At 72.5% G+C, this 26,597-nt stretch carries 20 protein-coding genes and 1 pseudogene; 11 read left to right on the forward strand and 10 right to left on the reverse strand.

Features of this window, described 5'->3' with window-relative positions:
• The first annotated feature begins 5 nt into the window (after positions 1-5).
• Complete coding sequence (locus AB0I21_RS14775) at positions 6-959, forward strand: ATP-binding cassette domain-containing protein (RefSeq protein ID WP_360561347.1); 954 nt, start codon at positions 6-8, stop codon at positions 957-959.
• A 58-nt stretch (positions 960-1,017) separates the two neighbouring features.
• On the opposite strand, the gene AB0I21_RS14780 is transcribed toward AB0I21_RS14775, so the two are convergent.
• Positions 1,018-2,274, reverse strand: coding sequence for a condensation domain-containing protein (locus AB0I21_RS14780; RefSeq protein ID WP_360561348.1), 1,257 nt, complete (start codon positions 2,272-2,274; stop codon positions 1,018-1,020).
• 902 nt (positions 2,275-3,176) lie between these two features.
• Here AB0I21_RS14780 and AB0I21_RS14785 point away from each other — a divergent pair.
• Both AB0I21_RS14785 and AB0I21_RS14790 read left to right on the forward strand, forming a co-directional pair.
• Complete coding sequence (locus tag AB0I21_RS14785; RefSeq protein WP_360561350.1) at positions 3,177-4,571, forward strand: condensation domain-containing protein; 1,395 nt, start codon at positions 3,177-3,179, stop codon at positions 4,569-4,571.
• Positions 4,572-4,574: 3 nt separating this feature from the next.
• Positions 4,575-5,900, forward strand: a complete 1,326-nt coding sequence (locus AB0I21_RS14790) for a condensation domain-containing protein (protein WP_360561351.1) — start codon at positions 4,575-4,577, stop codon at positions 5,898-5,900.
• On the opposite strand, the gene AB0I21_RS14795 is transcribed toward AB0I21_RS14790, so the two are convergent.
• From AB0I21_RS14795 to AB0I21_RS14805, 3 genes are read right to left on the reverse strand one after another with little or no spacing between them, the layout of a single operon-like run.
• The gene (locus tag AB0I21_RS14795) at positions 5,887-7,287 is read right to left on the reverse strand and encodes an FAD-binding oxidoreductase (RefSeq protein WP_360561352.1); all 1,401 of its coding nucleotides are present in this window, start codon (positions 7,285-7,287) and stop codon (positions 5,887-5,889) included. The genes AB0I21_RS14790 and AB0I21_RS14795 overlap by 14 nt on opposite strands.
• A gap of 12 nt (positions 7,288-7,299) precedes the next feature.
• Complete coding sequence (locus AB0I21_RS14800; protein ID WP_360561354.1) at positions 7,300-8,391, reverse strand: DNA topoisomerase IB; 1,092 nt, start codon at positions 8,389-8,391, stop codon at positions 7,300-7,302.
• A gap of 20 nt (positions 8,392-8,411) precedes the next feature.
• Positions 8,412-9,956, reverse strand: a complete 1,545-nt coding sequence (locus tag AB0I21_RS14805; RefSeq protein WP_360561356.1) for a CYTH and CHAD domain-containing protein — start codon at positions 9,954-9,956, stop codon at positions 8,412-8,414.
• 418 nt (positions 9,957-10,374) lie between these two features.
• On the opposite strand from AB0I21_RS14805, the gene AB0I21_RS14810 reads away from it, so the two are divergent.
• Positions 10,375-12,591 carry an alkaline phosphatase family protein gene (locus AB0I21_RS14810; RefSeq protein WP_360561358.1) on the forward strand — a complete coding sequence of 739 codons (2,217 nt, stop codon included), beginning with the start codon at positions 10,375-10,377 and terminating at the stop codon, positions 12,589-12,591.
• A 1,217-nt stretch (positions 12,592-13,808) separates the two neighbouring features.
• Here AB0I21_RS14810 and AB0I21_RS14815 read toward each other — a convergent pair.
• A complete protein-coding gene (locus AB0I21_RS14815; RefSeq protein ID WP_360561360.1) occupies positions 13,809-14,399 on the reverse strand; it encodes a VTT domain-containing protein in 591 nt (196 codons plus the stop codon).
• Positions 14,396-15,142: an MBL fold metallo-hydrolase gene (locus tag AB0I21_RS14820; protein WP_360561361.1), complete on the reverse strand. Its 747-nt coding sequence runs from the start codon at positions 15,140-15,142 to the stop codon at positions 14,396-14,398. Before AB0I21_RS14820 ends, AB0I21_RS14815 begins: the two co-directional genes overlap by 4 nt.
• A gap of 101 nt (positions 15,143-15,243) precedes the next feature.
• On the opposite strand from AB0I21_RS14820, the gene AB0I21_RS14825 reads away from it, so the two are divergent.
• Entirely contained in the window at positions 15,244-16,023 is a 780-nt protein-coding gene (locus AB0I21_RS14825; RefSeq protein ID WP_360561363.1) for a methyltransferase domain-containing protein, read from the forward strand.
• Here the strand turns inward: AB0I21_RS14825 and AB0I21_RS14830 are convergent.
• Together AB0I21_RS14830 and AB0I21_RS14835 are read right to left on the reverse strand one after the other, a co-directional pair.
• A complete protein-coding gene (locus AB0I21_RS14830; RefSeq protein ID WP_360561365.1) occupies positions 16,002-17,414 on the reverse strand; it encodes a condensation domain-containing protein in 1,413 nt (470 codons plus the stop codon). The genes AB0I21_RS14825 and AB0I21_RS14830 overlap by 22 nt on opposite strands.
• A gap of 28 nt (positions 17,415-17,442) precedes the next feature.
• Positions 17,443-19,722, reverse strand: coding sequence for an EAL domain-containing protein (locus AB0I21_RS14835; protein WP_360561367.1), 2,280 nt, complete (start codon positions 19,720-19,722; stop codon positions 17,443-17,445).
• 85 nt (positions 19,723-19,807) lie between these two features.
• Here AB0I21_RS14835 and ileS point away from each other — a divergent pair, with 85 nt between their 5' ends.
• The 4 genes from ileS to AB0I21_RS14855 all read left to right on the forward strand — a co-directional run bounded on the left by ileS (position 19,808) and on the right by AB0I21_RS14855 (position 25,238).
• Positions 19,808-22,942 carry an isoleucine--tRNA ligase gene (gene ileS, locus AB0I21_RS14840; protein WP_360561369.1) on the forward strand — a complete coding sequence of 1,045 codons (3,135 nt, stop codon included), beginning with the start codon at positions 19,808-19,810 and terminating at the stop codon, positions 22,940-22,942.
• Between the two features lie 188 nt (positions 22,943-23,130).
• Complete coding sequence (locus tag AB0I21_RS14845) at positions 23,131-23,367, forward strand: hypothetical protein (RefSeq protein ID WP_344502370.1); 237 nt, start codon at positions 23,131-23,133, stop codon at positions 23,365-23,367.
• A gap of 11 nt (positions 23,368-23,378) precedes the next feature.
• The gene (locus AB0I21_RS14850) at positions 23,379-24,518 is read left to right on the forward strand and encodes an SPFH domain-containing protein (RefSeq protein ID WP_360561371.1); all 1,140 of its coding nucleotides are present in this window, start codon (positions 23,379-23,381) and stop codon (positions 24,516-24,518) included.
• A gap of 63 nt (positions 24,519-24,581) precedes the next feature.
• On the forward strand, positions 24,582-25,238 hold the full coding sequence (locus tag AB0I21_RS14855; protein ID WP_360561373.1) for a response regulator transcription factor: 657 nt from the start codon (positions 24,582-24,584) through the stop codon (positions 25,236-25,238).
• On the opposite strand, the gene AB0I21_RS14860 is transcribed toward AB0I21_RS14855, so the two are convergent.
• The gene (locus AB0I21_RS14860) at positions 25,225-25,581 is read right to left on the reverse strand and encodes a hypothetical protein (RefSeq protein ID WP_360561374.1); all 357 of its coding nucleotides are present in this window, start codon (positions 25,579-25,581) and stop codon (positions 25,225-25,227) included. The two genes, AB0I21_RS14855 and AB0I21_RS14860, sit on opposite strands and share 14 nt — an antisense overlap.
• Here AB0I21_RS14860 and AB0I21_RS14865 point away from each other — a divergent pair.
• Positions 25,472-26,053 (forward strand): annotated as a pseudogene (locus tag AB0I21_RS14865) (HAMP domain-containing protein); the annotation flags it as partial. The gene AB0I21_RS14860 and the pseudogene AB0I21_RS14865 sit on opposite strands and share 110 nt — an antisense overlap.
• Here AB0I21_RS14865 and AB0I21_RS14870 read toward each other — a convergent pair.
• Positions 25,940-26,326, reverse strand: a complete 387-nt coding sequence (locus tag AB0I21_RS14870; RefSeq protein WP_360561375.1) for a hypothetical protein — start codon at positions 26,324-26,326, stop codon at positions 25,940-25,942. The pseudogene AB0I21_RS14865 and the gene AB0I21_RS14870 sit on opposite strands and share 114 nt — an antisense overlap.
• Here AB0I21_RS14870 and AB0I21_RS14875 point away from each other — a divergent pair.
• Positions 26,316-26,579 carry an ATP-binding protein gene (locus AB0I21_RS14875; protein WP_360561377.1) on the forward strand — a complete coding sequence of 88 codons (264 nt, stop codon included), beginning with the start codon at positions 26,316-26,318 and terminating at the stop codon, positions 26,577-26,579. The two genes, AB0I21_RS14870 and AB0I21_RS14875, sit on opposite strands and share 11 nt — an antisense overlap.
• Positions 26,580-26,597 lie beyond the last annotated feature (18 nt).

Raw genomic sequence — 26,597 nt, forward strand, 5'->3', positions numbered from 1 at the left:
CTCTCATGATCAAGATCAAAGGGTTGAAGAAGGTCTACAAGTCCGGCCGGGGCAAGAAGGCGACCAGCGTCGAGGCGGTCAAGGGCATCGACCTGGACGTCGCGCAGGGCGAGATCTTCGGCTTCCTCGGCCCGAACGGTGCCGGCAAGACCACCACGCTGCGGATGCTCGCGACCCTGATCTCCCCCGACGACGGCGAGGCGACGATCGCCGGGGCGAACCTGCGCGCCGAGCCCGAGGCCGTGCGGCGCGTCATCGGCTTCGTGGCCCAGGGCGGCGGCACCACCGACGACGTCAGCGGCCGCGAGGAGATCGTGCTCCAGGCCCGCATGTACGGCATCGGCAAGGCCGAGGCGGAGAAGCGCGCGGAGGCGGCCCTGGCCGCGTTCGAGCTCACCGAGTTCGCCGACCGCAAGTGCAAGACCTACTCCGGTGGCCAGCGCCGCCGCGTCGACATCGCGATGGGCATCATCCACCAGCCGCAGGTGCTGTTCCTGGACGAGCCCACGTCGGGCCTCGACCCGCAGAGCCGCGCGCACATGTGGGACGAGATCCGCCGGCTGCGGGCCGAGGGCATGACGGTCTTCATCACCACGCACTACCTCGACGAGGCCGACGCGCTGTGCGACCGCATCGCGATCATCGACCACGGCGAGATCGTCGCCGAGGGCACCCCCGCGGACCTGAAGCGCGAGATCTCCGGCGACGTCGTGACCGTGGTCGTCGGTGATGAGGCCGAGCGGGCCGGTGAGCTGCTCGGCAAGCAGCCGTTCGCCAACGGTGTCGAGGTCCGCGAGGACAACGAGCTGCGGCTCAACGTCGAGTCCGGCGACTCGGCGATCCCGCAGATCATGCGGACCCTGGAGGGTGCGGGCATCAAGCTCGAGACGATCGAGCTGCACCGGCCGACCCTCGACGACGTCTTCCTCACCAAGACCGGACGGTCGCTGCGCGACTGATCCGCCAGGGCATGAGCAGGGGGCGCGGCCTGTGCAGGCCGCGCCCCCTTCGCCGTTCTCAGAACCGGTCGCCGCCGAGCGTCTGCGCGAAGCAGTCCTGCATGGTGGTCATCACGGTGTTCACCGAGTCGCGGTCGAAGCCGGACCGGTTCACCCGGAACATCAGGTTGAGCGAGGTCAGGCCCCGCACGATGAGGTAGAAGCCGGGTCCGGTGGTGCGGCCGTGGTCGAAGAAGTCGATCTTCGGGGCGACGAGCTGGTCGTCGGACGGGAAGCCGGGCGGGGCGAGCATCGGGTTGTAGTAGAACCCGCGGTCCGCCGGCGGGTCGAGCTTGGCGTGCTCGTCGCGGATCTGCCAGATCGCGTCCGGTGAGCAGACGCCGTTCTTCAGCGCGTTGAACGCCTTCCAGTGCACCTTCGGCAGGATCTCGGTGAAAGGCTCGGCCGCGTCGAGGTCCAGCAGCAGCGGCGCCCACTGGTTGAGGCTGGTCACGACCCTGGCGTGCTGCTCGTCGAAGCGGTTGGCCGACATCGGGAAGAGCAGCACCTCCTGCTCGCCGGTCGCGGCCTGGATGCCGCGGTAGTACGCGGCGAGGATCAGGCTGGCGAGGGTGACCTCGAACTTCGCCATCGCCTCGTGCGCCTGCGGCATCGGGATGCCGGTCTGCAGCACCGCGCCGACGGGGTCGAGCTCGCCGGTCTCGTGCCGCCGGGGCGCCGCGGCGAGGGTGCGCCGCCAGTACCGCTCGGCGTTGCGCAGCCGGCCGCTGCCCTCGCCGGTCTGGTTGAGGGCCAGCTCAAGGGGGCCGGGCGCCGGCGGCAGGTCGGTGCCGCCGAGGATGGTCTCGAAGTCCTCGCGCAGCACGACCGAGGCGACGCCGTCGGCGGCCATGTGGTTGACCACGACCAGCACCTGCCGCGGCGCGTCGCCCTCCAGGAGGATCCACGCCCGCCAGGGCAGCTCGCAGAGCGCGTCGATGGCGCGGCGGATCTCCGCGGCGTCCTTCTCCTCGCGCTCGGCGACGTCGGCGGTGCCCTGCCTGACCTGCGCGAGGACCTCCTCGGCGGTGTGCGCGGCGATCCGCTGCCGGGGGAAGCCCTCGGGGTCGACGACGTAGGTGGTGCGCATCGAGGCGTGGCGCATGGCGACCGCGCCGAGCGCGGCCCAGACCTGCTCCTGCGTCCAGTCGCCCTCGGGCAGGTCCCAGACGAAGGACAGGTTGGCCTCCCACAGCCGGTCGGGTGGGAACCGCTCGATGTCGCGCCAGACGGACAGCTGCCCGACGGTTGCTGGGTACGTCTCGTCGCCGGACACGATGTGCCTCCAGATGGTGCTCGTTGCGGTGGTCGATCGCTTTCGTGGGGGTTTCGTGGGGGGAGCCCGCCCCGGTGGGGCGGCGCGGCGCCCATGCCCGTCGGGTGCCGTCCCGTCCTGACCGGCGCGGGCTCCCTTTCCTCATTCGGTGCTGTGGTGCTTGTTCATCTGATGCGGGGGGCTGGATCAGCCACCGGACACGACGCGGCTGGAGACGACCCGGCTGGAGACAACCCGGCTGGAGACGACGCGGCTGGAGACGACGCGGCTGGAGACAACGCGCATGAAGTTCACCTCCTCATATCGTTTGGCACATCACAGTGCGATATGGAATGGCAGAGCACACCACCTCCGTCGCCTTCACGACGAATCAGCGGAAGGGCCCTGCGGTCATTTTGAACGACCGAAGTCTATGACCGCCAGAAGCATCACCCCGACTGTGGATCGTGTCAACCGTTCACGTTACCGCTTTGGAAATTTTCAATGCGTTTCGTATCTCCCGGGCGCTTCCGCGAAAATCGGACATAACGATCGTTAAAATTCGGACCTTCAGGCATTGATTGGATGAGATCAATATTCGCCTCTTTCGTCAGGTAGAAGACAGCCGATAGGCTTCGAAGCAGTGCTTGCAGGGTGGGCCCGCGGGATCGTGCGGGTCCGAACAGGTCGGGATCCTGACAACGTGCAGATGGTCCCTTTCGAGCACTCTCCAGTGACCTGGCGAGGGAGGTGCGAAATGAAGGCTGCTCAGCTGCGTGGCAACAACGCCCAGCTCCGGAACGCTCGACTCTAATCCTGTTGTGGCGGCCGGTCGGCACGGCGCAGGCGTCGCCGGCCGGCCGCCACGCAGTCAGGGGCCGATGTGGCCTGCGCGTACATCGACGATCGCGAGGCGAGAGATCATGGCGGAGACTGCAACGGCGCAGCGGATTCCCGTGCACTTCGAGGGTGCGGGATCGGGTGTCGAGGAATTGACCTGGGGTCAATGGGCTGCATGGCGATCCATGGAGCTCGGCGGTGGCCGGGTCGACTGGGCCGGCGGCACGATGCCGTTGCTCGACGGCCAGACGATCGATCAGATCGTCATGGAGATCGCGTTCCTCATGAGCCGGCATCAATCCCTGCGCACCCGGTACCGCATCGGCGAGGACGGCCTGCCCCGGCAGGTGCTGGCGGACACCGGCGAGCTGTTCATGGAGATCGTCGACGCGGGGCAGGACGACCCGGCCGACGTCGCCGAGGCCCTCGACGCCGCGTACCGCGACGCGCCGTTCGACAACGCCGAGGACTGGCCGGTGCGCGTCGGGGTCGTGTGCCGCGACGGGACCCCGGCGTGGTTCGTCGCGCTGTACTCCCACATGGCGATCGACGCCTACGGCATCGAGGCCATCATCAACGACCTGCCGAACCTGGACCGGGCCACCGGCGAGCACCTCGTCCCGGTCGCCGGCGTCCAGCCCGCCGACCTGGCCCGCCAGCAGCGGGCGGGCTCGGCCCGTCGGCAGCACACCGCGTCGCTGCGGCACTGGGAGAAGCAGCTGCGCGAGATCGCTGCCCAGCGCTTCCCGGCGGTCGAGGACCCGCCGTCGCCGCGGTACTGGGAGGCCAGCTACTCCTCGCCCGCCGCCTACCTCGCGCTGGGCCGCATCGCCGAGCGGACCAAGGCGCACAGCAGCACGATCCTGCTCGCCGCGTACATCCTCATGCTGGCGCGGGTGTCGGGCGATCCGACCACCGTGGTGCGGATGCTGGTGAGCAACCGCTTCCGGCCCGGCTTCAAGGAGTCCGTCGCCGGCCTGGCGCAGAGCGCCCTGTGCGTCGTGGACACCGCCGATGTAAGTTTCGACGAACTCGTCGCCCGCGTCTGGAAGGCGCAGCTGACCGCCGGCATGCACGCCTACTACGACCCCCGCGACCTGTGGGACATGATCGCCCGGGTGGGGCAGGAGCGCGGCGAGGCCCTCGACCTGCAGTCCTACTTCAACGACCGGCGCCGGACCATGGCCGTCGCCGAGGTCCTGCCGCAGGCGAGCCCGCAAGAGATCAACGAGGCGCTGTCCAGAAGCCGACTGCGGTGGGGCTCGAACAACGACGATCCCGCGGCGACGGTGTTCTTCCTGATCAATCCCGTGCCCGACACGGTCGACATCGGCCTGCGCGTTGACACCCGGCGGGTGGCGCCGGACGATCTGGTGGCGATTCTGCGGGGGATCGAGGAACTGGTGGTCGCCGCCGCGCTCCTGGATGAGCAACAGGACGAGTCTCAGGACGAGTCTCGGGACGAGCCTCAGGAGTAGCCGATGCACGTCGCCACATCGCGGACCGCCGTCGCCTTCCACGGCGCCGGCGCCGGCACCGGGCCACTGACCTGGGGCCAGCAGGAGATCTGGCAGACGATGCGGCGCACGGGCAGGACGTTGAACATCGGCGGCACCGTCGCCCTCGCCCCGGACACCACCGTGGACGGGCTCGCCGCCACCCTGGGCCGCCTCGTCGGCCGTCACCAGGCGCTGCGCACCCTGTTCGACCTCGACGGCGACGAGCCGCGGCAGACCGTCCGCGCATCGGGCACGGTCGACCTGGAGGTCGTCGCGTCGCCGCCCGATGACGCGGAGGCGACGGCCGAGGCGTTGCGCAGCCGGTACGAGTTCACCCCGTTCGACCTCGCGCGCGAGTTCCCCGTCCGGTGGGGCGTGGTGACGACCGGCGGCGTGCCGAGCCACCTCGTCGTGCAGTACTCCCACCTCGCCGTCGACGGGTTCGGCATCGACGCCCTGGTCCGCGACCTGCCTAACCTGGACGAGCCCGTCACCGGGGTGCGCGCGCTGGAGCTCGCGCACCGCCAGGCGCTGCCCGCCGAGCGCCGGCACAGCGCGAAGTCCCTGCGACACTGGGAGGCGTCGCTGCGGGACCTGCCGGCGGAACGCTTCGGCTGGTCCGGCGACCCGCGCACGCCCCGCTTCTGGGAGCTGGTCTGCCACTCACCGGCGCTGCACCTCGCGCTGCAGGTCGTCGCGTGCCGTACCGGCGTCGAAACGGGACACGTCCTGCTCGCCGCCTACGGCGTCGCCCTGGCGGAGGTCACCGGCCGCACGCCGAGCGTCGCGCAGGTGCTCGTCAGCAACCGCTTCCGCCCCGGCTTCGCCGACGCCGTCTGCCACCTCACCCAGCCCGGCATCTGCGTCATCGAGACCGGCGGCGACCTGGACACGGTGGCGCGGCGGGTGTGGCGGTCCGCGACGAGCGCCTACCTGCACGGCTACTTCGACCCCGCCGAGCACCGGGCGATGCTCGACCGGATCGCCACCGCCCGCGGCGAGCCGGTCGATGTCTCGTGCTTCGTCAACGACCGCCGCGGCCCGGCCGGCGCGGTGCCGGAGGTCCCCCCGACGGCCGAGCGGATCCGGGCCGCGCTGCCGCGCACCACGCTGCGCTGGGACCGCCGGCTGCCGACCTACGACGGCACCTTCTACCTACAGGTCGACGCCGAGCCGGACGCGATCGGCCTCGCGATCTGGGCCGACACGCACCGGCTCTCCCCGGCGCAGGTCGAGGCCTGCGCCCGCGGCATCGAGACCGCCGCCGTCGGCGCGGCGCTCAACCCGCCACCCGTCACGGCAGCTTGATCGACTGCGGCGCCGAGAACACGTCCTCGGGGTCGTAGCGCAGCTTCACCTGCTGCAGGCGCGGGTAGTTCGCACCGTAGTAGGCGCCGGCCCAGTCGGTCAGGTCCCGGCTGGCGTAGTTCTGGTACACCTCGCCGGTCAGGTGCGGGGAGAGCCGCTCGAGGAACCCGTCGATCCACGCCACGTTGCGGTCCGTGTCCTCGTCGCGCTGCCACTGCGCGATGACGGAGATGTAGTGCAGCGGCGCCCGGTGCACGAACGCGGTCGCGTCCGGGGTGACCCGGCCGATCTCGCCGCCGCCGAGCAGGTCGAAGCGGACCATCGAGTAGCCCGACGGCATCCGCCGGAAGTTGTCCAGGATCGTCGCGAACGCCGGCTCGTCGAACCCGTCGGCCGTGAAGTAGCCGCCGAGCCACTTCGACTGCAGCCCGTACACGATCTCCTCGCCCATGCCCTGCATGAGGTCGAAGTACGAGGTCTCGCCGATGGAGCTGAACAGCGGCTCGCCGAGCGCCTCGATCGGCCTGAGCGCCTCCGCCGCCTCCGCGGGCGGCCCGACGTACAGGCCGTACATGACGACGACCTGCTCACCGTCCGGGTACGGCTCGGTGGTCAGCAGCAGGCAGAACGCGAGCCGGTCGTCGTTGCGTTCGGCGTACAGGTCGCGGTAGGCGCGGAACACCTCCTCGGCCCGGTCGACCGGCCACGCCACGACACCGCCGACGACCGTCTTCGGCAGCGGGTTCAGCCGGTACGTCAGCGACGTCACCACCCCGAAGCCGGCGCCGCCGGCGCCCCGCAGGGCCCAGAACAGGTCCGGGTGCTCGTCCTCGGTGACCCGCAGGACCGTCCCGGACGCGTCGACGACCTCCGCGGCGACGATGTGGTCGCAGCCCAGCCCGTACGTGCGGCCGAGCGGGCCGTAGCCGCCGCCGAGGCTGTAGCCGGCGTTGCTGACGGTCGGGCACTCACCGCCGGGCCCGGCGAGCCCGTACTCGAGGCCGTCGTCGCCGGTGAACGAGTGCTCGACGTAGGTGACCTTGTCGATGTCGCGCCAGCCCACGCCGGGGCCGACCGTCACCGTGCGCGCCTCCGCGTCGAGGCTGACCGACCGCAGGCCGCCGACGTCGACGACGACACCGCCCTCGACCAGCGACAGCCCCGTGGCGTGGTGCCCGCCGCCGCGGACGGCCAGGGGCAGCCCCTGCTCCCGGGCGAACGCGATCGCGGCGGCGACGTCGCCGGCGTCCGCGCACTGCGCGATCAGCGCCGGTCGGGTCCGCACACGGGTGTTGAACAGGACCCGCGCGGCCTCGTAGCCGTGGTCGTAGGGGGTCACCAGGGTGCCGTGGAAGCTGTCGCGAAGTCGCGCAAGATCGAGCCGCACCCGCAGATCTTGTCATCGACCCGATTCGTCGGCAAGCAGCCGCAGGACGGCCACCTCGCCGAGTGCCTGGTCGCTCGCCGCCCGCTCCGGGATCGTGATGCCGTCGCCGTACAGGTCAACGACCCGCGGGTCCACATAGGACGCCCTGGCGACGGCCGGTGTGTTGCCGAGGAACTCCGACACCTTTCGCATCACCCTCGGCACGGTCCGCCCGGTGACCTTCGGCTCCCGCGCGAGCAGGCGCGCCGCGAGGACCGTGCCGTGCCAGGTCCGGAAGTCCTTCGCCGAGATCTCGGTCCTGCCGATGTCGCGCAGGTAGTCGTTGATGTCGCCGCTGCGCACGCCGACCCATCGCCGCCCGTCGCGGTAGGCCAGCAGCCCGCCGTCGTCCGGCTCGCACTCGCGCTGGCACTCGCGCTGCCACTCGCGCTGGCACTCGCGCTGGCACTCGCGCTGGCACTCGCGCTGCCACTCGCGCTGCCACTCGCGCTGCCACTCGCACTCGCGCTCGCGCTCCATGAGCTTCTTGACGACGGCCCGGATGTCCGCGTCGGTCACGTCGACGGACCGTTCGATGCCGCCCTTCGCCGGGTAGCGGAACCGGACCGCGCCGCGGGGCAGCGTGACGTGCTCGCGCAGCAGCGTCGCGAGCCCGAACGTGCCCGCCTCGCCGGCCGCGTACGCCTCCCCGCCGATCCGGAAGCGGCCGACGTCCAGCAGCCGCACCGCGGCGGCGAGCACCTTTTCCCGGCCGAGCCCCCGCCCGCGCAGGTCCGCGGCGACCCGGTCACGGATCGCCGGCAGCCGCGCGCCGACCTCGAGGACGTGGTCGAACTTCGCCGCGTCGCGCTTGGCGCGCCACACGTCGTGGTAGCGGTACTGGCGGCGGCCGGCCGCGTCGGTGCCGACGGCCTGGAGGTGGCCGCGGGGGTCGTCGCTGACCCAGACGTCCTTCCAGGCCGGCGGGACCGCGAGGGCCTTGATCCTGGCCAGCTCCGCGAGGTCGGTCAGGGTCGTGCCGTCGGCGCGGTGGTAGGTGAAGCCGCGGCCCCGGCCCTTCCTCCGGTAGCCACCCTTGCCGGGTGTGGTGCGCCGCAGCCGCATGCCTCACCCTGTTCCCACTTTCACGAAAGCCAGTCGCGCACCTTCCGGCGGGTGGCGCGGCGGCGGGCGCGGGGGAGCTGGGCGAGGGCGATCCGGCCGTGCTCGGCCTGACGGGCGTGCAGCAGCCCGTACGTGAACGCGTTCTCCCGCTCGCCGAAGGCGTGCATGCCGTACTCGCGGAGCAGGTCGGCGGTCACGTTGGCGTCCTGGTGGGCGCCGAGCACGTCCTGCAGGTCGGTGAGCCGGTCGGCCAGCTTCGCCGCGGGCTTGCCGGCGACGGGGGTGGCGAGCTCGGCGGCGTACCGGGCGCGCTTGTACGCCTTCCGCGCCTCGTGCAGCCGTTCGTCGCGGAGGCGCCCCGGCGGGGGTGCGGTGCCGCCCACGGCCCCGGCGGTGGTCTCGGGCGTGTTCACGGCGGCGGTCAGGCGGCGGTCGGCGCGGCGGACCGCCCGGCGCGCGAGGTGCCGCAGCTCCCGCTTCGCGACCCTGCCGGGGCCGCCGACGGCCGCGGCCAGCGCGTCCAGGTCGTTGAGGAGGGTGATGTACCGCTGGCTGTCCAGCCCGGCGATCAGCCGCCGGCGTGCCTGCGCGGTCCGGGCCGCGAGCAGCTGGGCGATCCGCGCCGCCACCGGCCCGACGACCAGCTCCGGCGGCTCGGCGGCGAGCAGGTCGGTGAGGCGCTGCGCCATGACGTCACTGTCGCGGACCTCGCCGAGCAGCCCGGTCAGCCACTTGATCTCGTCGTGCAGCCGGTCCAGGTCGCCCTCGGAGGCGTCCATCAGCGGCGCGAACGTGCGCAGCGTCGAGCGCAGCCGCCGCGTCGCGACCCGCATCTTGTGCACCGCCTCGGCGTCACCGGCGCGGGCCTCCGGGTCGAGGGCGACGACGGCGTCGCGCTGGGTGCGGACGTAGTCGACGACCGCCCGCCGTCCGGCGCTCTTCACGCGGGACACGGTGGCGGGCGCCGGGTGGTCGGGGCCGAGCGCGCGGGACAGCTTCGACGGCGACGCCGACGGGCGGGCGCCGGCCGCGCGCAGCGCCTCGTCGATGCGGGCGAGGTCCTCCGGTGAACCGTCGACCAGCTCGACCTCCAGCTCCCGCCAGCGCTGCGCGACCCCGGTGCCGACGAGCGACTCGGTGGCGACGGTGTCGTCGGCGACGAGCGCGATCGTGGTGCCGTCCGCGGTCCGCAGGCCCCGCTCGACGCGGTGGGTGCGGATGCGCGCGACGGGGCGCAGCGGCTCGCCCCTCGTCAGCGCCCGGATCTGCGCCGCGACCTCGGCCGGAGGCGTGCGCTGCTTGGCTGTCGCGGGCACCTGCAGCTCGCTGCGCTCCCCGCCGGACGGCCGTTTGAGGTGCCAACCGGCGTCGTTACCACCGGTGCGGCGGCGCAGCGTCACCTTGCTGGAAGTGAGGCGCAGCCCCGCGGTGTCGTAGTAGGTCGCGTCCAGACGTTGGTCATCGGGAGCTGTAACCGTGGCCACATCAGCGATTCCGATCATCGAGGGCATCGCGAAGTCGTCGGGCAGCTCGTACTTCCGTTCCACCTCAAGCTTTTCGGCCATGTTCCAAGCCTATCGACAGAACTCCGTATGGCGAAAACGTAAACAGGAAGCCAAGGAAAGATGGCGCAGACCCTGTCGGTTCACAGGTTTGGCCGCTACGGTGTTGGCAGCGCAAGGTTTTCGGGCCACTCCGGTCCGCGGACGCGCTTCCCACGGAGAGGAGTGCACCCATGGCGAAGAAGTCGAAGAAGGACAAGAAGAAGGACAAGAAGGGCAAGAAGAAGTAACTCGCCCGCTCTGTGTCGCCCTCGCACCGTCACCCGGTGCGGGGGCGACAGTGCGTTGTGGGCGCGGGTGTGTCGTGGTCAGGTATGTGGTGGCGCGGGTCACCCGGCCTTCACCCGCCGGCATGAGCCTATCCGGCCTGAGGTGTTTCGTTGCGAATTCCGCGCAATCGACGGGACGTAACCTAGGTCAGGTGAGCTGGCTGGTGCGCGCCGTGACGTCGTCCGTGATCGGGCAACGGGTCCGTTTCGCCGGGCGGATGCTGCGCGACTGGCGGCTCACCGTCGCGTGGGGCAAGTCGCTGCTGCGCAGCGGCGTGACCTCCGTCGTCGTCCTCGCCGTCACGTTCTGGCTGTTGCCCGGCGTCACCGCGACCGGCGGCCCCTGGGCGCTGGTGGAGCTCGCCGTGCTGCTCGCTCTCATCGGCACCCTCATGCGGCTCGTGCTCTTCGGCGTCGCCGTCGTCGTCGGCGGGCTCGGTGTCCTGCTCGTCGGGGTGCTGCTGCAGACCGCGGTGATGTTCACCGCGCTGCAGGTCGCCGAGGGCGTCTCCGTCGGCAGCGTCATCGACGCGTGGGTCGCCAGCTGGACCGCCGCCGTCCTCACCGCCCTCGTGAACTGGCTCGCCGACGCCGGCAGCGACGACGTGTTCCTCGGCCAGACGCTGCGCCAGATGGTGCGGCGCAACCAGGACCACCGCGCCACCGAGCCCGGGGTGCTGTTCGTGCAGCTCGACGGCCTGTCCGCGCCCCTGCTGTCGTGGGCCGTGAAGGCCGGCAACCTGCCCAACCTCGGCAAGTGGCTGCGCACCGGCACCCACGCCCTCGTCCCCTGGCACACCGGCCTGCCCGCGACGACCCCGGCGAGCCAGGCCGGGATCCTGCACGGCAGCGAATCCGAGGTGCCGGCGTTCCGCTGGTACGAGAAAGCCACCGGACGGCTCGTCGTCACCAACCGCCCCAAGGACGCCGCGGACGTCGAGGCCCGCATCTCGACCGGCCGCGGCCTGCTCGCCGACGGCGGCGCCAGCATCAGCAACGTCTTCTCCGGCGACGCCCCGACCAGCCTGCTCACCTTCAGCAACGCGGGCCTGCCGGGCCGCACCGCCCGCGGCTACCTGGCGTTCGTCGCCAGCCCGTACGGCTTCGCCCGCGCGATCGTCCTGTCCGTCGGCGAGATGCTCAAGGAGATCCAGCAGGCCCGCCGGCAGCGTTTCCGCAACGTCTACCCCCGCGTGCCGCGCACGGGCGCCTACGTGGCGCTCAGGGCCGTCACGAACGTCCTGCTCCGCGACCTCAACGTCTCCCTCATCGCCGAGCAGATGACCCGCGGCGCCCCCGCCATCTTCTGCGACTTCGTCGACTACGACGAGGTCGCCCACCACGCCGGCCCGCTGCGCCCCGAAGCGATGCAGACCCTGGAGGGCCTCGACCGGGTCCTGGGCACCCTGCACCGCCTCGCCCAGGTCGCCGGCCGCCGCTACGAGATCGTCGTCCTCTCCGACCACGGCCAGAGCCAGGGCGCGACCTTCTCCCAGCGGTACGGCCAAACCCTCGAACAGGTCGTCGCCTCCATCGCCGGCCACGTGGCCGCCTCCACCCCGGACCCGAACGACGACGAGCGTGCCCGCGCGCACAACCTGCTGCTCGCCGTCGCCGGCAAGCCCGACCGCACGACCCCTCCGCCACCGCCCGCACCGGTCGTCACCGTCGCCTCCGGCAACCTGGCCATGCTCTACCTCACCGAACACCCCGGCCGCGCCACCGTCGAGGACATCGGCGTGGCCCGCCCCGCCCTCATCCAGGGCCTCGCCGCGCACCCCGGCATCGGCCTCGTCGTCGGCCTGTCAGCGGTCGACGGCCCGGTCGCCTTCGGCCCCGCCGGCCGCCACCGCCTCCGCGACGGCCACGTCGACGGCACCGACCCCCTCCTGCCGTACGGCCCCCACGCCGCCCGCGACCTCCTCACCCACCAGGCCATGACCAACGTCGGCGACCTGGTCCTGATCAGCCGCGTCGACCACGGCACCGACGAGGTCGCCGCCTTCGAGGAGCTCGTCGGCTCCCACGGCGGCATCGGCGGCTGGCAGACGGAGGCCGTCCTCGTCCACCCGGCCGGCTGGTCCACCCCTGCCCCCACCCCGACCGGCCCCGCCGCAGTCCACCGCCAGCTGGTCCAATGGCTCACCGACCTCGGCCTGCGCACAACCCCCGCCCCCGCCCCCGCCCCCGCCCCCTCCACTCCCGCCGCCGCTACCACCGCCCCTGCCGACGAGGCCGCGACCACTGGCCGTGCCGACGAGGCCGCGGACAACAAGGCTGCGACTCACGCCGCCGACGGCGGCGGGCACCCGCTTCCCGAACCCCGCGACACCGGCCGCTCGTTACACGCTGCCGAGATCTCGGACTGATACCTGCTGCTGGGCATGCTCCGGGCCGTTCCTGCATCGTGGGCGTAGGCAGGCCGCATCGGGCGCAGGTCGCCGCACAGCGGGAACAGCTCGCAGCACGTCACCCGCCACGCGCAGGTCGCCCGCCGCAGACGCCCTGCCGACGAGGCTGCCGGCAATGAGGCCGCGGGCAACGATCCGACCGCTGGCGCGACTCCCGACCCCCGCAGACGCGGACCGATCGCAACAGACCGCCAGCCCCCGGGCCGCGTGATGCCACCGGCTCGGGGCGCGGTTGTCGATCAACCACTCGCGATGCTGGCGACGTTCGCCACTTCCCGAGGCCCGCAACCCGAGCCCCGCAACGCGGATCGCTCGTTGACAGGCCGCTGAGATCTTGGACCGATGCCCCCGCTGGGCAGGCTCTCCGGCCTTGCCTGCATCGCGCGCCTGTCGCCGCTGGTCGCTGAGTCAGCAGCCGCAGCCCTTCACAGCCCTGGTCCGGGGGTGCAGGTCGCTCGCCGCGCGCGCAGGTCGCTCGCCGCGCGCGCAGGTCGCTCGCCGCCGTCGCTCCTGGTGAGGGATGCTCTGCCGACGAGGCTCCTGCTGAGGGATGCTCTGCCGACGAGGCTGCGAGCACGAGGCCGCTTCTGCCAACCGAGGCCGCAGGCAACTGCCAAACGAGCCCCCGCGGGCAACGCGGCTCCCGCTCGCGACGCCAGCGGGCGCTTGCCGATTCCCGGGCTCCGCGGACGCGGACCGATCGCAGCTGGCTGCCGAGATCTTGGACTGAAGGCCACTGCTGGGCGGGGCTTCCCGGGCTCGACCAGGCTCCGGCCCGCATGCGCCGCCACGTCGGGCTTGCCTACACCGCGCGCGAGCACGGCCGTGTGGTCTGCCAGCGTGGCGTCGGTCGCCGCCGGTCGCTGCGCCGCGCGCCGGTTGCCGCCGGTCGCTGCGCCGCGCGCCGGTCGCCGCCGCGCGCCGGTCGCCGCCGCGCGCCGGTCGCCGCCGGGCGCTGGGCGGCGCACCGTGCGCTCAGGCCGGAGGCTGCGCCGCGCGAAGGTCATAAGGGCGTCGCTGATTGCGCTCGGGTCGGTCCGCTGAATGGCAGGTCGGGGTGGGCGGGGCTGGTTCGTGGTGGAGGTCGGCGGTGGTGCCGGGCCGCTTGCTGCACCTTACCCCACCGATAGAAATCGATCTTCGGCTTCTTGCTGTCCGTAGTCTACCGCCTTCGCTCAGGCGTCAAGGCGCCTCTGGTGGCGGTCGCGGCGGTGGCGGAGCCAGCTGGCCAGCTGGGTGGCGCCGAGGGCGATGACCAGGGCGGCCACCACGCCCTGCCAGGGTTGCGGGAAGACGCTGCGGCCGAGGAGGCCGATCGCGGCGTACGTGACGGACCACAGGGCGCAGGCGGCCACGTTCGCTGTGGCGAAGCGGCGCCAGGAGAGGCCGACGACGGCGGCGGTGAGCAGGACCGGGATGCGGCCGCCGGGGACCAGGCGGGAGACGAGGAGCGCGCTCACCGGGCGCTCGGTGAGCCGCCGCTTGACGGTCTCGGCGAGGTGCAGCGGCTGGCGCAGGATGCGCAGCCGGCGGGTCAGCGCCTCGCCGCCGGCGCGGCAGATGGCGTAGGTGCCGGCGTCGCCGCAGTAGGCGCCGGCGGCTCCCGCGCAGACGACGAGCAGCAGCGCCAGGGGGCTGCGGTGCGCGGCGACGACGGCGGTCGCGCTGACGGCGGCGCCCGTCGGCAGGATCGGGACCGTCGAGCCGGCGGCGACGACCGCGAAGAGGCCGGCGAGGGCCGCGAGCAGGGCCCCGAAGGTGGTCACGCGGTCACCGTGAGGGACTCGCCGGGGGCCAGGACGTGCACGTCGGTGTTCGGGGCGGCGGTGGCGGTCAGCGCCGCGAACTCGTCGCCGGGGCGGTGGAAGCGGTCGGGGCGGACGCGGCCGCAGCCGACGGGCCAGAGGGTGCCCCAGTGGATCGGGACGGCCTGCGCCGGGTTGATGATGCGCATCGCCTCGGCCGCGGCCGCCGGGTCGAGGTGGCCGGCGCCGAGGGTCCAGCCCCAGCCCCATACCGGCACCAGCGCCAGATCCAGCGGACCGAAGGACTTCATGTCGTCGAACAGCCCGGTGTCGCCGCCGAACCAGGCGGTGCGGGTGCCTTCGAAGACGTAGCCGAGGGCGGCCGCACGGATGCGGGACGAAGGGTTACGGCGGCCGTCGTGCGCGGCCGGCACCGCGCGGACGCGCAGGGAGCCGACCTCGACGGACTCGCCGTCGGCGATCTCAAGGATCTCCCGCCGCAGGCGGGAACGCAGGAAGGCGCCGGCGCCGCGCGGGGCCACGATCTGCGTGGAGCGCGGCAGTATGCGCAGGGACGGCAGGTCGCAGTGGTCGCCGTGCAGGTGGGAGATGACGACCGCGTCCGGCGCCGTGTCGAGGACGGGCCGGGGGCCGCGCCGGCGTTGCAGGTGTGCCAGCCGGTTGCGCAGCACCGGGTCGGTCAGGATCGTGGTGCCGCGGTCGGCCACCGCCACCGTGGCATGCCCCCACCAGGTGATGTTCATGGTGCCAATCTTGCCCGACGGGGTGTCACACTCCGCTGCTTGTAGGCCACAGCACGACATGTTTAGATCAATCAACTTTTCTGTGGAGGGACCACGAGACGATGTCAACCGATGCAGCGGCCTTAGCCTGGGACTGGGAAGACCCGCAGGGGATCGAGGCGGTGGTCGACTCGTTCACCGCCGATCTCGGCAAGTGCGAGAAGCTGGAGCTGCTGCTCAAGACGGACCTCATCACCCGGGAACAGCTGGACCAGCTGGGCATCACCGGCATCGAGTTCGCCGCGTTCAAGACGGACCACCCGCAGGCGCTCGGCACCGACCTGGTGGCGGTCAGCAGCCCGGAGCTCACCTCCGAGCGGGGGAACATCTACCGGGTCGACGGCTCGGCGTACTTCGCGGAGATGGACATCTCCCAGCCGCTGCCCATCGTCGACGACGCCGTGGACTGGGTGTACGCGGAGCACCTCATCGAGCACGTGTCGATGAAGGTCGGCATCGCGTGGCTGAAGGAGGTCAAGCGGGTGCTCAAGCCGGGCGGGTTCGTCCGGATCACCACGCCCGACCTGAAGATCTACGCGCAGAGCTACGTCAACGGCGACGGCTTCTTCGGCAAGCACCGCCGCCGGGTCGACCGGGCGCTGACCGGGGTCGCGCCGAAGATGCCGCCGCGCGGCGCGTTCATGTTCAACCAGCTGTTCTACGTGTACGGGCACCGCTGGATCTACGACCTCGAAGAGCTCCAGTACGTGCTGACCACGGCCGGCTTCGACCCGGAGGGCATCGCGGTGCGTGCCTACCGCGAGGGCGCCCGCCAGGACGTCGCCGACCTCGACCAGGTCCTGCGCAACGACGAGAGCATCTACGTCGAGGCCACCGCCTGACCGAGCGCGCCGGCCTGACCGAGCGCCGCCGCCTGATCCAGTGCCGCCGTCTCATCCGGCGCGGCGGCCTGGTCCAGCGCGGCGGCGACGGCGAAGGCCTCCATCGCCAGCAGAAGCCTGTGCAGGTCCGCCATCGCCAGGTGGTGGGTGTCGACCTCGACGGTGAGCTGCACCGTGTCCACGACGTCGTCGACGTTCACCATCAGCTGCTCGTTGAAGAACGGCAGCGGCCGCTCCGACACCAGCGCGGTGAGCGGCCGCGCCGCCTCCACGTCCGCCGCGGCCGGCACCTCGGCCAGCGGGCCTTGCGCCTCGAGGATGCCGACCCGCCGGTCGTTGTAGAAGACCGCGAGGTCGACGCCGCCGAGCCGGTCGAAGAGGGCCAGCCGGGCGGCGGGGTCGTAGTAGGCGTGTTTCGACGCGTTGAGGAAGGCGCGCCGGGCCAGGTCCACCACCTCGCGCGGGGGCAGGCCGGCGACGTCGAGCACCGCGAGGCCGTTCTGGGCGAGCGGGCTGATGACGTCGGCCAAGCCGGGCCGGAAGCGGTTGCTGACGATGACCTGCGTGGCGAACGGCGCGCGCTGGCCGGTGACCTCGTTGCACGCCACCGCGTAGGCGGCCAGCAGCACGGAGCCGGTGTCGGTGCCGAGCAGCGCGGCGGCCCGCTGCGAGGCCAGCAGCAGCGCGGTCGAACGCCACACGACCTGCCGCCACCGGGGCTCCCCACGGTCCACGGCGGCCGGTAGGCGCCTCGGCGGGAGCTGGCGCAGGGCCGCCTCCCAGTAGCGCATCGCGGTGTCGGTCGTCCGGGACGACGAGCGCTGCGCCGCGACGAGGTCGAGGGGCTGCATCGCCGTGTACGGCGACTCCCGCGAGAACAGTGAACGGATCATCGTCCCGAGCGCGCTGCCGTCGGCGACGAGGTGGCTGATCTGCACGACCACGTGCGTGACGGCGCCGTCCTGGCGCACCACGGCCTCCCGGATCGGCCACTCGTGCGCGTAGTCGAAGTCGCGGGCCTTCCACGCCGCGAACAGCGCGCCGGCGATCTCGGCGGGGTCCTCGTCCGGTCCGGCGTCGTGCACCTCCAGCGCCGTCGTGCCCTCCGCCGCGATCTCCTGCCGGACCAGGTGACAGGCGTCGACCGAGGTGGCGTGCCAGGGCTCGGTGAAGACCAGCCGGGAGCGCAGCGCCGCGTAGCGGCTCATGAGGAACCGCAGCTCGGCGGCGATGTCCTCGAGGGTGCGGCCGTCGGTGACCGGCACGGCCCCGCCCATGCTCATGGAGGCGCCGACCTCGACGATCGCCCGCCACACCTGCTGCTGCCCCCAGGCGAGCCCGCCGGCGCCGGCACCGTCACCCTCGAAGGAGACCTGGATGTAGGAAACCACGACCGCCCCCAATCAAGATTGACGGTGATCATATCGATGGATTGCGGCCCGCAAGGGCTGGAGCGGACATTGCGGCCACCTCGTCCGGCGGGAGTGGCCGCGCGTACAGATAACCCTGACCGAACCGGTAGCCGAGGTGCCGCAGCATCCGCGCCTGCGCCTGCGTCTCGATCCCCTCGGCGACCGCGGCCAGGTCCAGGGCTTGCGCCATGCGGATCACGGCGGTCGCGACGGCCTCCTGCCGGGCGACGGTGGTGATCCCGGCGACGAACGTGCGGTCCAGCTTGAGCGACGTGACCGGGCACGTCAGCAGCAGCCCGAGTGAGGAGGCGGCGGTGCCGAAGTCGTCGAGGGCCAGCTTCACGCGCAGGCCGTGCAGCGCCTCCAGGGTCGCGACCGCCTCGGCGCTGTCCAGCACCGCCGTCTCGGTCACCTCCAGGGTGAGGTGCCGCGCGTCGAGGCCCGCGTCGTCGAGGGCGGCGACGACGTCGGCGACGAACTGCGGGCCGGTCAGCTGCCGGCCGGCGACGTTGACGCTCACCGACTGCGGCGCGGCCGTGCCGAGGTCCCGCAGCCAGGTCGCCTGCTGCCGGCAGGCCTCCCGCAGCACCCAGCGGCCCAGCGGCACGATCAGGCCGGTCTGCTCGGCGGCGGGGATGAACTCCGGCGGTGGCAGGACGCCGCGGGACGGGTGCCGCCACCGTACGAGGGCCTCCGTGGCGGCCGTCCGCCCGTCGTCGAGGCGCACGATCGGCTGGTACAGCAGGAACAACTGGCCCGCGTCGATCGCGTCGCGCAGCTGGGCGCCGAGCTCGGCGTGCGCGACGATCCGGGTCGTCATGCCCGGCACGTACACGAAGTGGCCGCCCTTGCCGCGCTCCTTCGCCGCGTACATGGCGAGGTCCGCGTTGCGCAGCAGCGTCTCGAGCACGTCGCCGGGCGTGGACGTCGCGATGCCGACGGAGGCGTGCACGAGCAGCTCGTGCCCGGTCGTGTGGATCGGGGTGCCGAGCGCGTCGTGGATGCGGCCGGCGACGTCGACGGCGGGCACGGCGTCCACGTCGCGCAGCAGCATCGCGAACTCGTCGCCGCCGAGCCGGGCGACCACGTCGTCGTGGCGGACCGCCCGCCGCAGCCGCTCCGCGACCGTGACGAGGACCTCGTCGCCGACGCCGTGGCCGAGCGTGTCGTTGATGCCCTTGAAGTCGTCGAGGTCGATCAGAAGCACCGCCACCGGCCGCTGGTCGAGCAGCGCCGAGGTGAGCAGTTCGGCGAAACGGGCGCGGTTCACCAGCCCGGTCAGCGCGTCGTGGCTGGCCTGGTACCGCATCCGCTGCTCGTGCCGGCGGACGGAGCTGAGCAGCAGCGCGTTGTCGCGCAGCGCGATCAGCTGCCGCAGCCCGACGGCGGCGCTGACGGCGATCGCGCCGGTCGCCACCGGGCCGACGTCCGTGTGGTCGCCGTAGGCGACGGCGGCCAGCAGCAGCGACGTCGCCGCGACCGCGAAGTACGGCAGCTTGCTGTACGGGGCCGCCCGGGTGGCCGGCGCGGCCCCCGCGGACACCGCGACGGACCCCGCGCACGCCACCAGCAGCGCCTCGACGAGGGTGATCATCGGCTGGAGACCGACCCACCGGGGCGACGCGATCAGCGGCGACACCGCCGACCCGAGCCCGCCCACGAGCACCGCCGCGGCCATGAGCCGCATCGAGCGCGGGCTGACCGGTCCGCTGCCGAGCAGCACGACCTTCATCACCGCGACCAGGGCCACCAGGCAGGTCGTGGACAGCAGGAGCAGGCCCAGCGCGAGCCGCACGTCGGTGTGCCGCTCCAGCATCGGCCGCAGCGCCAGGTGCCACAGGAACGTGGCGGTGCTGATGAGGACCGTCAGCCCGTCCAGCCCCAGCCTGATCCACTCGCCCCGGGTCATGCTGCGGGTGGGTAGCCGCAGCAGCGCGTACAGCGCCAGCCCGACGCCCGCGACGAGCGCCGGCGCCGAGGCCTGGACGGTCCGCAGCGCGTCGGGGTCCTCGGGGTGCAGCCTGGCGTGACCCATGATCGTCGCACCGACGCCGATGAGCGCGATCGAGGCGGTCATGAGCCGCCAGAACCGGCGGCCCGCCGCGGGGAGTCCCGGTGCGCGGGCGGCGGCGCGGGCGATGAGCGCGGCCAGGCCGAGCGCCAGGGGGACCGTCAGCAACGCCGGCACCTTGGGCACCGGCACCCCGGACGCGAACAGCGCCGTCCACAGCATCTCGGCGAGCAGGCAGGCGGCGACCGCCGCGACGAGGCGCCGCGACGATGACACCGGTGACTTCTGCGCGATCATTCCGCTTGCACATCGGCAGCGCCCGCCCGGAGCTGAGCCGACCCGGCCGGTAGGATGCCCTGACATGTACCGGCCCGTGCCCGCGCAGGTGGACCTGCCCGCCCTCGACCATGACGTGCTGCGGTTCTGGCAGCGTGAAGGCATTTTCGCCCGCAGCCTGGAGCAGTCCCGCGGCCGTCCCGAATGGGTGTTCTACGAGGGGCCGCCGACCGCCAACGGGATGCCCGGCGCCCACCACATCGAGGCGCGGGTCTTCAAGGACGTGTTCCCGCGGTACCGGACGATGAAGGGCTACCACGTCGAGCGCAAGGCCGGCTGGGACTGTCACGGTCTGCCGGTCGAGCTGGCGGTGGAGAAGGAGCTCGGCTTCAGCGGCAAGCAGGACATCGAGGACTACGGCATCGCCGCGTTCAACGCGAAGTGCCGCGAGTCGGTGACCCGGCACACCGACGCGTTCGCCGAGCTGACCCACCGTATGGGCTACTGGGTCGACATGGACGACGCGTACCGCACCATGGACCCGCCGTACATCGAGTCGGTCTGGTGGTCGCTCAAGCAGATCTTCGACAAGGGGCTGCTCGTCGAGGACTTCCGGGTCGCGCCGTGGTGCCCGCGCGACCAGACCGCGCTGTCGGACCACGAGCTGGCCCAGGGGTACGAGACCGACGTCGACCCGTCGGTGTTCGTGCGGTTCCCGCTCACCTCCGGCCCCCTCGCGGGCCGGGTGTCGCTGCTGGTGTGGACGACGACGCCGTGGACCCTCGTGTCCAACACCGCGGTCGCGGTCAACCCGGACGTCACGTACGTCGTCGCGACCGACGGCACCGAGCAGCTCCTGCTCGCCGAGCCTCTCGTCGCGACCGTCCTGGGGGAGTCCGACAAGGAGGCCTGGACGCTCACCGGCGAGTCGTTCAGCGGCAAGGACCTCGAACGGTGGACCTACCGGCCGCCGTTCGACCTGGTCGAGGTGCCCGACGCGCACATCGTGATCCTCGCGTCGTACGTGACCACCGACAGCGGCACGGGCCTCGTGCACCAGTCGCCGGCGTTCGGCGCCGACGACCTCGCCTCCTGCCGCGCGTACGGGCTGCCCATGGTCAACCCGGTGCGCCGCGACGGCACGTTCGAGCCGCAGCTGGACCTGGTCGGCGGCATGTTCTTCCGCACCGCGAACGGCCCGCTCGTCGACGACCTCCGCGAGCGGGGGCTGCTGTTCCGGCACGTGCCGTACGAGCACAGCTACCCGCACTGCTGGCGCTGCCACACGGCACTCATCTACTACGCGCAGCCCTCCTGGTACGTGCGGACCACCGCCGTCCGCGACGACCTGCTGCGGGAGAACGAGCGCACCAACTGGCAGCCGGCGAGCGTCAAGCACGGCCGCTACGGCGACTGGCTCGTCAACAACGTCGACTGGGCGCTGTCCCGGCAGCGGTACTGGGGGACGCCGCTGCCCATCTGGCGCTGCCCCGAGAACCACCTGACCTGCGTCGGCTCCCTGGCCTCGCTGAGTGAGCTGGCGGGCCGTGACCTGGCGGACCTCGACCCGCACCGGCCGTTCATCGACGAGGTCACGTTCGCCTGCCACTGCGGCGCGACCGCGACCCGCGTCCCGGACGTCATCGACGCCTGGTACGACTCGGGGGCGATGCCGTTCGCGCAGTTCGGCTACCCGTTCCGCAACGCCGACGTCTTCGAGCGGCGCTTCCCGGCGCAGTTCATCTCCGAGGCGATCGACCAGACCCGCGGCTGGTTCTACACGCTGATGGCCGTCAGCACGCTCGTCTTCGGCCGCTCCTCCTACGAGAACGTCGTCTGCCTCGGCCACATCCTCGCCGAGGACGGCCGGAAGATGTCCAAGCACCTCGGCAACATCCTGGAGCCGATCCCGCTGCTGGACCTGCACGGCGCCGACGCGGTGCGCTGGTTCATGGCCGCGGTCGGCTCGCCGTGGTCCGCGCGGCGGGTGGGGCACACGACGCTGCAGGAGGTCGTGCGCAAGACCCTGCTGACGTACTGGAACACGGTCGCGTTCCAGGCGCTGTACGGGCGCACCGCCGGCTGGACCCCGTCGCCGTCGGACCCGGCGCCCGCCGACCGGCCGGTCATGGACCGCTGGGTGCTGTCCGAGCTGCACACCCTGGTCGGCCGGGTCGACGCCGCGATGGACGCGTTCGACACCCACGAGACCGGCAAGCTCCTCGCCGCGTTCGTCGACGACCTCTCCAACTGGTACGTGCGCCGCAACCGCCGCCGGTTCTGGCGCGGCGACCCCGCGGCGCTCGCCACCCTGCACGAGGTCGTGACGACGGTGACGCTGCTGCTCGCCCCGATCGTCCCGTTCATCACCGAGCGGGTCTGGCAGGACGTCGTCGTGCCCGCGTCCCCCGAGGCGCCGCCGTCGGTGCACCTCGCCGCGTTCCCGCCGGTCGCCGCGGACCTGATCGACCCGGCGCTGTCGGGGCAGATGGCGCTCGCCCGCCGGCTCGTCGAGCTGGGCCGCGCCGCCCGCGCCGACTCCGGCATCCGCGTCCGCCAGCCGCTGTCGCGGGCCCTCGCCTCCGCGGCCGGCTTCGACCAGCTGCCCGCCGAGCTTCTCGCGGAGATCGCGGCGGAGCTCAACGTCGGCTCGATCGTGCCGGTCGACGCGGCCGGCTCGTCGCTCGTCGACGCCACCGCCAAGGCCAACTTCCGGGCCCTCGGCAAACGCTTCGGCAAGGGCGTCCAGGACGTCGCGAAGGCGATCGCCGCCGCGGACGCCCTGGCGTTGCGGGATGCGCTGCGGTCCGCCGGTACAGCCACCGTGGTCGTCGACGGCGCGCCCGTCGAGCTGACCCCGGACGAGGTCTTCATCACCGAGACGCCGCGGGAGGGCTGGACCGTCGCCGCCGACTCCGGCGCGACCCTCGCCCTGGACCTGCGGCTCACCCCGGAGCTGGAGCGGGCCGGCCTGGCCCGCGACGTCGTCCGGCAGGTCCAGGAGGCCCGCAAGTCCAGCGGCCTCGAGGTCGTCGACCGCATCGAGCTGGCCTGGACCACCACCCGCGACGACACCGCCCTCGCCCTCGCCGAGCACCGCGACCTCGTCACCGACGACGTCCTGGCCACGACGTGCGCCGAGGGTGAGCCGTCCTGGCCCGGTGCCGTGCCCTTCACCGACGACTCGCTCGGCCTCACCTTCTGGCTCCGCAAGGCCTGACCGACCCGAAGAGGGGTGGCACCTGCCGTGCGCGGGTGCCACCCGGGGGGTGTTCCGGGCGTTCCGGGGTGTCTCGCAGGACACACCCGCCGGGCCACACGGGGTGGTGCGACAGGAGCAGAATCTGGATCGCACACGTCACGGCACGCGATGGGCGCGAGGCGGTCGACGGGTTGGGAGAGCAGCCGGTGCGTGGTCAGTCGCTGGTCGGCAAGGTCGGCGTGGTGGTCACCGCAGTCCGCGGGGGAGACCGGCCCGGGGAGATCCGGGTCGTGGTCCAGGGCGTGCCGCACCACTACCTGGCCTACGCCGCCGAGTCGCTGCCGGCCGGCGCTCACGTGCTCGTCATCCACTTCCGCGGCGCGCGTCAGGTCGACGTCGAACCGTGGCCGCCGATGCCCGGTGACCACACCACCCCTGGCTGAGAGAGGCCACCATGCTCGGTTACCGTGTGCCCGCCCCCAACGAAGCGCTGCTGATCAGCGGCCGGCGGCAGCGGGGAGTCGATGCCCTGCCGTTCAAGATCGTCACCGGGCACGGCGCGTTCGTCGTCCCGATCTTCTCCAAGGCGTCCCGGCTGACCCTGGCCATGCAGGAGGCCGAGGTCGAGGAGGACTGTTACACCCAGCAGGGCCTCACCCTGCACGTCCAGGCCGTCATCGCCTTCAAGGTCGGCGACGACCACGAGTCGATCGCGGCCGCGGCCCGCCGCTTCCAGGGCGACCAGTCGCAGATGCCCGTCCTGGTCGGCCGGATCTTCAGCGGGCACCTGCGCAGCATCATCGGCAGCATGACCGTCGAGGCGATCATCCGCGAGCAGCAGACCCTCGCCGACGCGATCGTCGACGCCAGCAAGACCGAGATGGCCCGCATCGGGCTGGACATCGACTCGCTGCAGATCAGCAGCATCCACGACAAGGGCGTCGGCTACATCAAGGCCCTGGCCGCCCCGCACCAGGCGCGGGTCAACCAGGAGGCCAACGTCGCCCAGGCCGTCGCCGACCAGGCCAGCGCGATGGCGCAGCAGGAGAGCAAGCGCAACCAGGCCGAGTACGCCCGGCAGACCGCCATCGCCCAGGCCCGCTACCAGGCCGAGATCGACCAGGCCCAGCAGACCGCCGCGCAGGCCGGCCCGCTCGCCGCCGCCCAGGCCCAGCAGCACGTCCTCGTCGAGCAGGCGATCGTCGCGGCGAAGCGCGCCGAGCTGCGCCAGGCCGAGCTCGTCGCCGAGGTCATCCGCCCGGCGGAGGCCGAGGCCGAGCGGATCCGCACCCTGGCCCGGGCCGACGCCGACGCCACGAAGCTGTCCGCGGAGGCCGCCGCCGCGCAGGGCCGCATCGCCCTCGACCAGATGATGATCGAGCAGCTGCCGGACCTGCTCCGGGCCGCCGCGGAGGGTCTGCAGGGCGCCAACCTCACCGTCCTGGACGGCGCCGAGGGTCTCAACAGCGTCGTCGCGTCCCTCGCCGCCCAGGGCACCGCCCTGCTGGAGGCCGTGCGCAAGGGCATGACCGCCGTCCCCGCCACCGAGCCCGCCACCCCGTCGACCGCGCTCGCCCGCCGCGAAGCCGCCTGACCTTCCGCCGCGTACCTCTGCCGAACCAGGAACACCGTGCACCGCGGAACTACGATGCTTGCCGTGGTGCACGTCCTGGTGGTCGACGACGACCCGCCGCTCGCGGACTCGCTGCGGCGGGCGCTCGTCTACAGCGGCTACCGCGTCACCGTCGCCGGCAGCGGGCCGGCGGCGCTCGACGCGGTCGCCCACGAACGGCCCGACCTCGTGGTCCTCGACAGGATGCTGCCGGGGCTCGACGGCGTCGGGGTGTGCCGGCGGCTGCGGGCCACCGACCGGGACCTGCCCGTGCTCATGCTCACCGCCCGCGACACGACCGCCGACCGCGTGGAAGGTCTCGACGCCGGCGCCGACGACTACCTCGTCAAGCCGTTCGAGCCCGACGAGCTCCTCGCGCGGGTCCGCGCGCTGCTGCGCCGGACCAGGCAGGACAGCCTCGAGTTCCACGACCTGTGGCTCGACCCGGGCGCCCACGAGTGCCGGCGCGGCGGCACGCCGCTGGAGCTGACGGCCCTGGAGTTCCGGCTCCTCGAACACTTCCTCACCCACCCGCGGCAGGTGCTCAGCCGGGGGCAGCTGCTCGACGCCGTGTGGGGCATGGGGTTCGCCAGCGCCAGCAACGTCGTCGACGTCTACGTCGGCTACCTGCGGGCCAAGCTCGGCGAGCCGCGCCTGCTGCACACGGTCCGCGGCGTCGGCTACGTGCTCAAGGCGCCGTGATGTCGATCCGCCTGCGCATCACCCTGTTCGGGCTCGGCGTCGCCGGTGCCGTGCTCGGGCTGTTCTGCGCCGCCGTATACCTGCTGCTCGCCGCCGGCGCCGCGACCGGCCAGGACACCGCCCTGGGCAAGCGGGCCGACGAGGTCGCGCGGTCCCTGACCCGCCTGCCGGCCGCCGCCGACGGCCCGGCGCCCGCGGCGGTCGACGTGCGCACCAGCCCGGACGTCTTCGTCATGGTGCTCGACGCGCAGGGGCGGGTGCTCGTCAGCACCGGCGCGCTGGACGGCCGGCTGCCGCCCGTGCCGGCGACGGCGACGCTGACCCCGAGGTCCACCGTGGACATCGGGGTGCCCGTGCGGGTCGCGGTGCGCGAGGCCGCCGGCGGGCACGTCGTCGCCGCGCAGACGACCCGGAAGGTCACCGACGACCGGCGCGGGCTGTTCGTGCTGGTCTGCGTCTACGCGGTGCTGTCGCTCGCCGCGGCGGCCGGCGCCACCTGGCTCGTCTCCGGCCGCGCCCTCAAACCCCTGCGGCAGCTCACCGGCCACGTGGAGGAGATCGGGCGGGAGCAGGACTTCACCCGCCGGCTGCCGCCCGCCCCGGCCCGCGACGACGTCGGCCGGCTCACCGCCGCGTTCAACACGATGATGGAGCGGCTGCAGGGCAGCTACGCCGCGCAGCGCAGGTTCGTCGCCGACGCGTCACACGAGCTGCGCACGCCGCTGACCACGATCCGCAACAACGCGGGGTTCCTGCGGCGGCACCCGGACGCGGCGCCCGAGGACGTGGCCGCGGCGGTGCGGGACATCGCCGGGGAGAGCGCGCGGATGAGCCGCCTCGTCGAGCACCTGCTGACCCTCGCCCGGTCCGACGCGTCGGGTCTCGAGCTGCGGCCGGTCGACCTCGGCGCGCTCGTGTCCGACGTGTGCCGGCAGGCCGAGGCACAGCACCCCGACCGGCACTTCCACCGCGCGATCACCCCCGCGCCGCCGGTGCACGGCTCGCCCGACGCGCTCACCCAGCTGGTGTGGATCCTGCTCGACAAACGCCGTCAAGTACTCGGCCGCCGGCGGCAACGTGTGGGTCACCGTCACCCAGCGCGGCGACCGGGCGCAGCTCAACGTCACCGACGACGGCACCGGCATCCCGCCCGGCGCCGAACGCCAGATCTTCGAACGGTTCCATCGCGGCGACGAGGCCCGCACCGGCCCCGGCGCCGGGCTCGGCCTCGCCATCGCACTGTCCATCGTGGATGCCCACGGCGGCACGATCGTCGCCGCCAACAACGCCACCGGCGGGGCGTCGTTCGTCGCGGACCTGCCGCTCTCATCGTCTTCTTAGCTTCCGCTCATCCGCGGC

The sequence above is a fragment of the Dactylosporangium sp. NPDC050588 genome, from assembly GCF_040654975.1.
Classification (GTDB): Bacteria; Actinomycetota; Actinomycetes; order Mycobacteriales; family Micromonosporaceae; genus Dactylosporangium; species Dactylosporangium maewongense.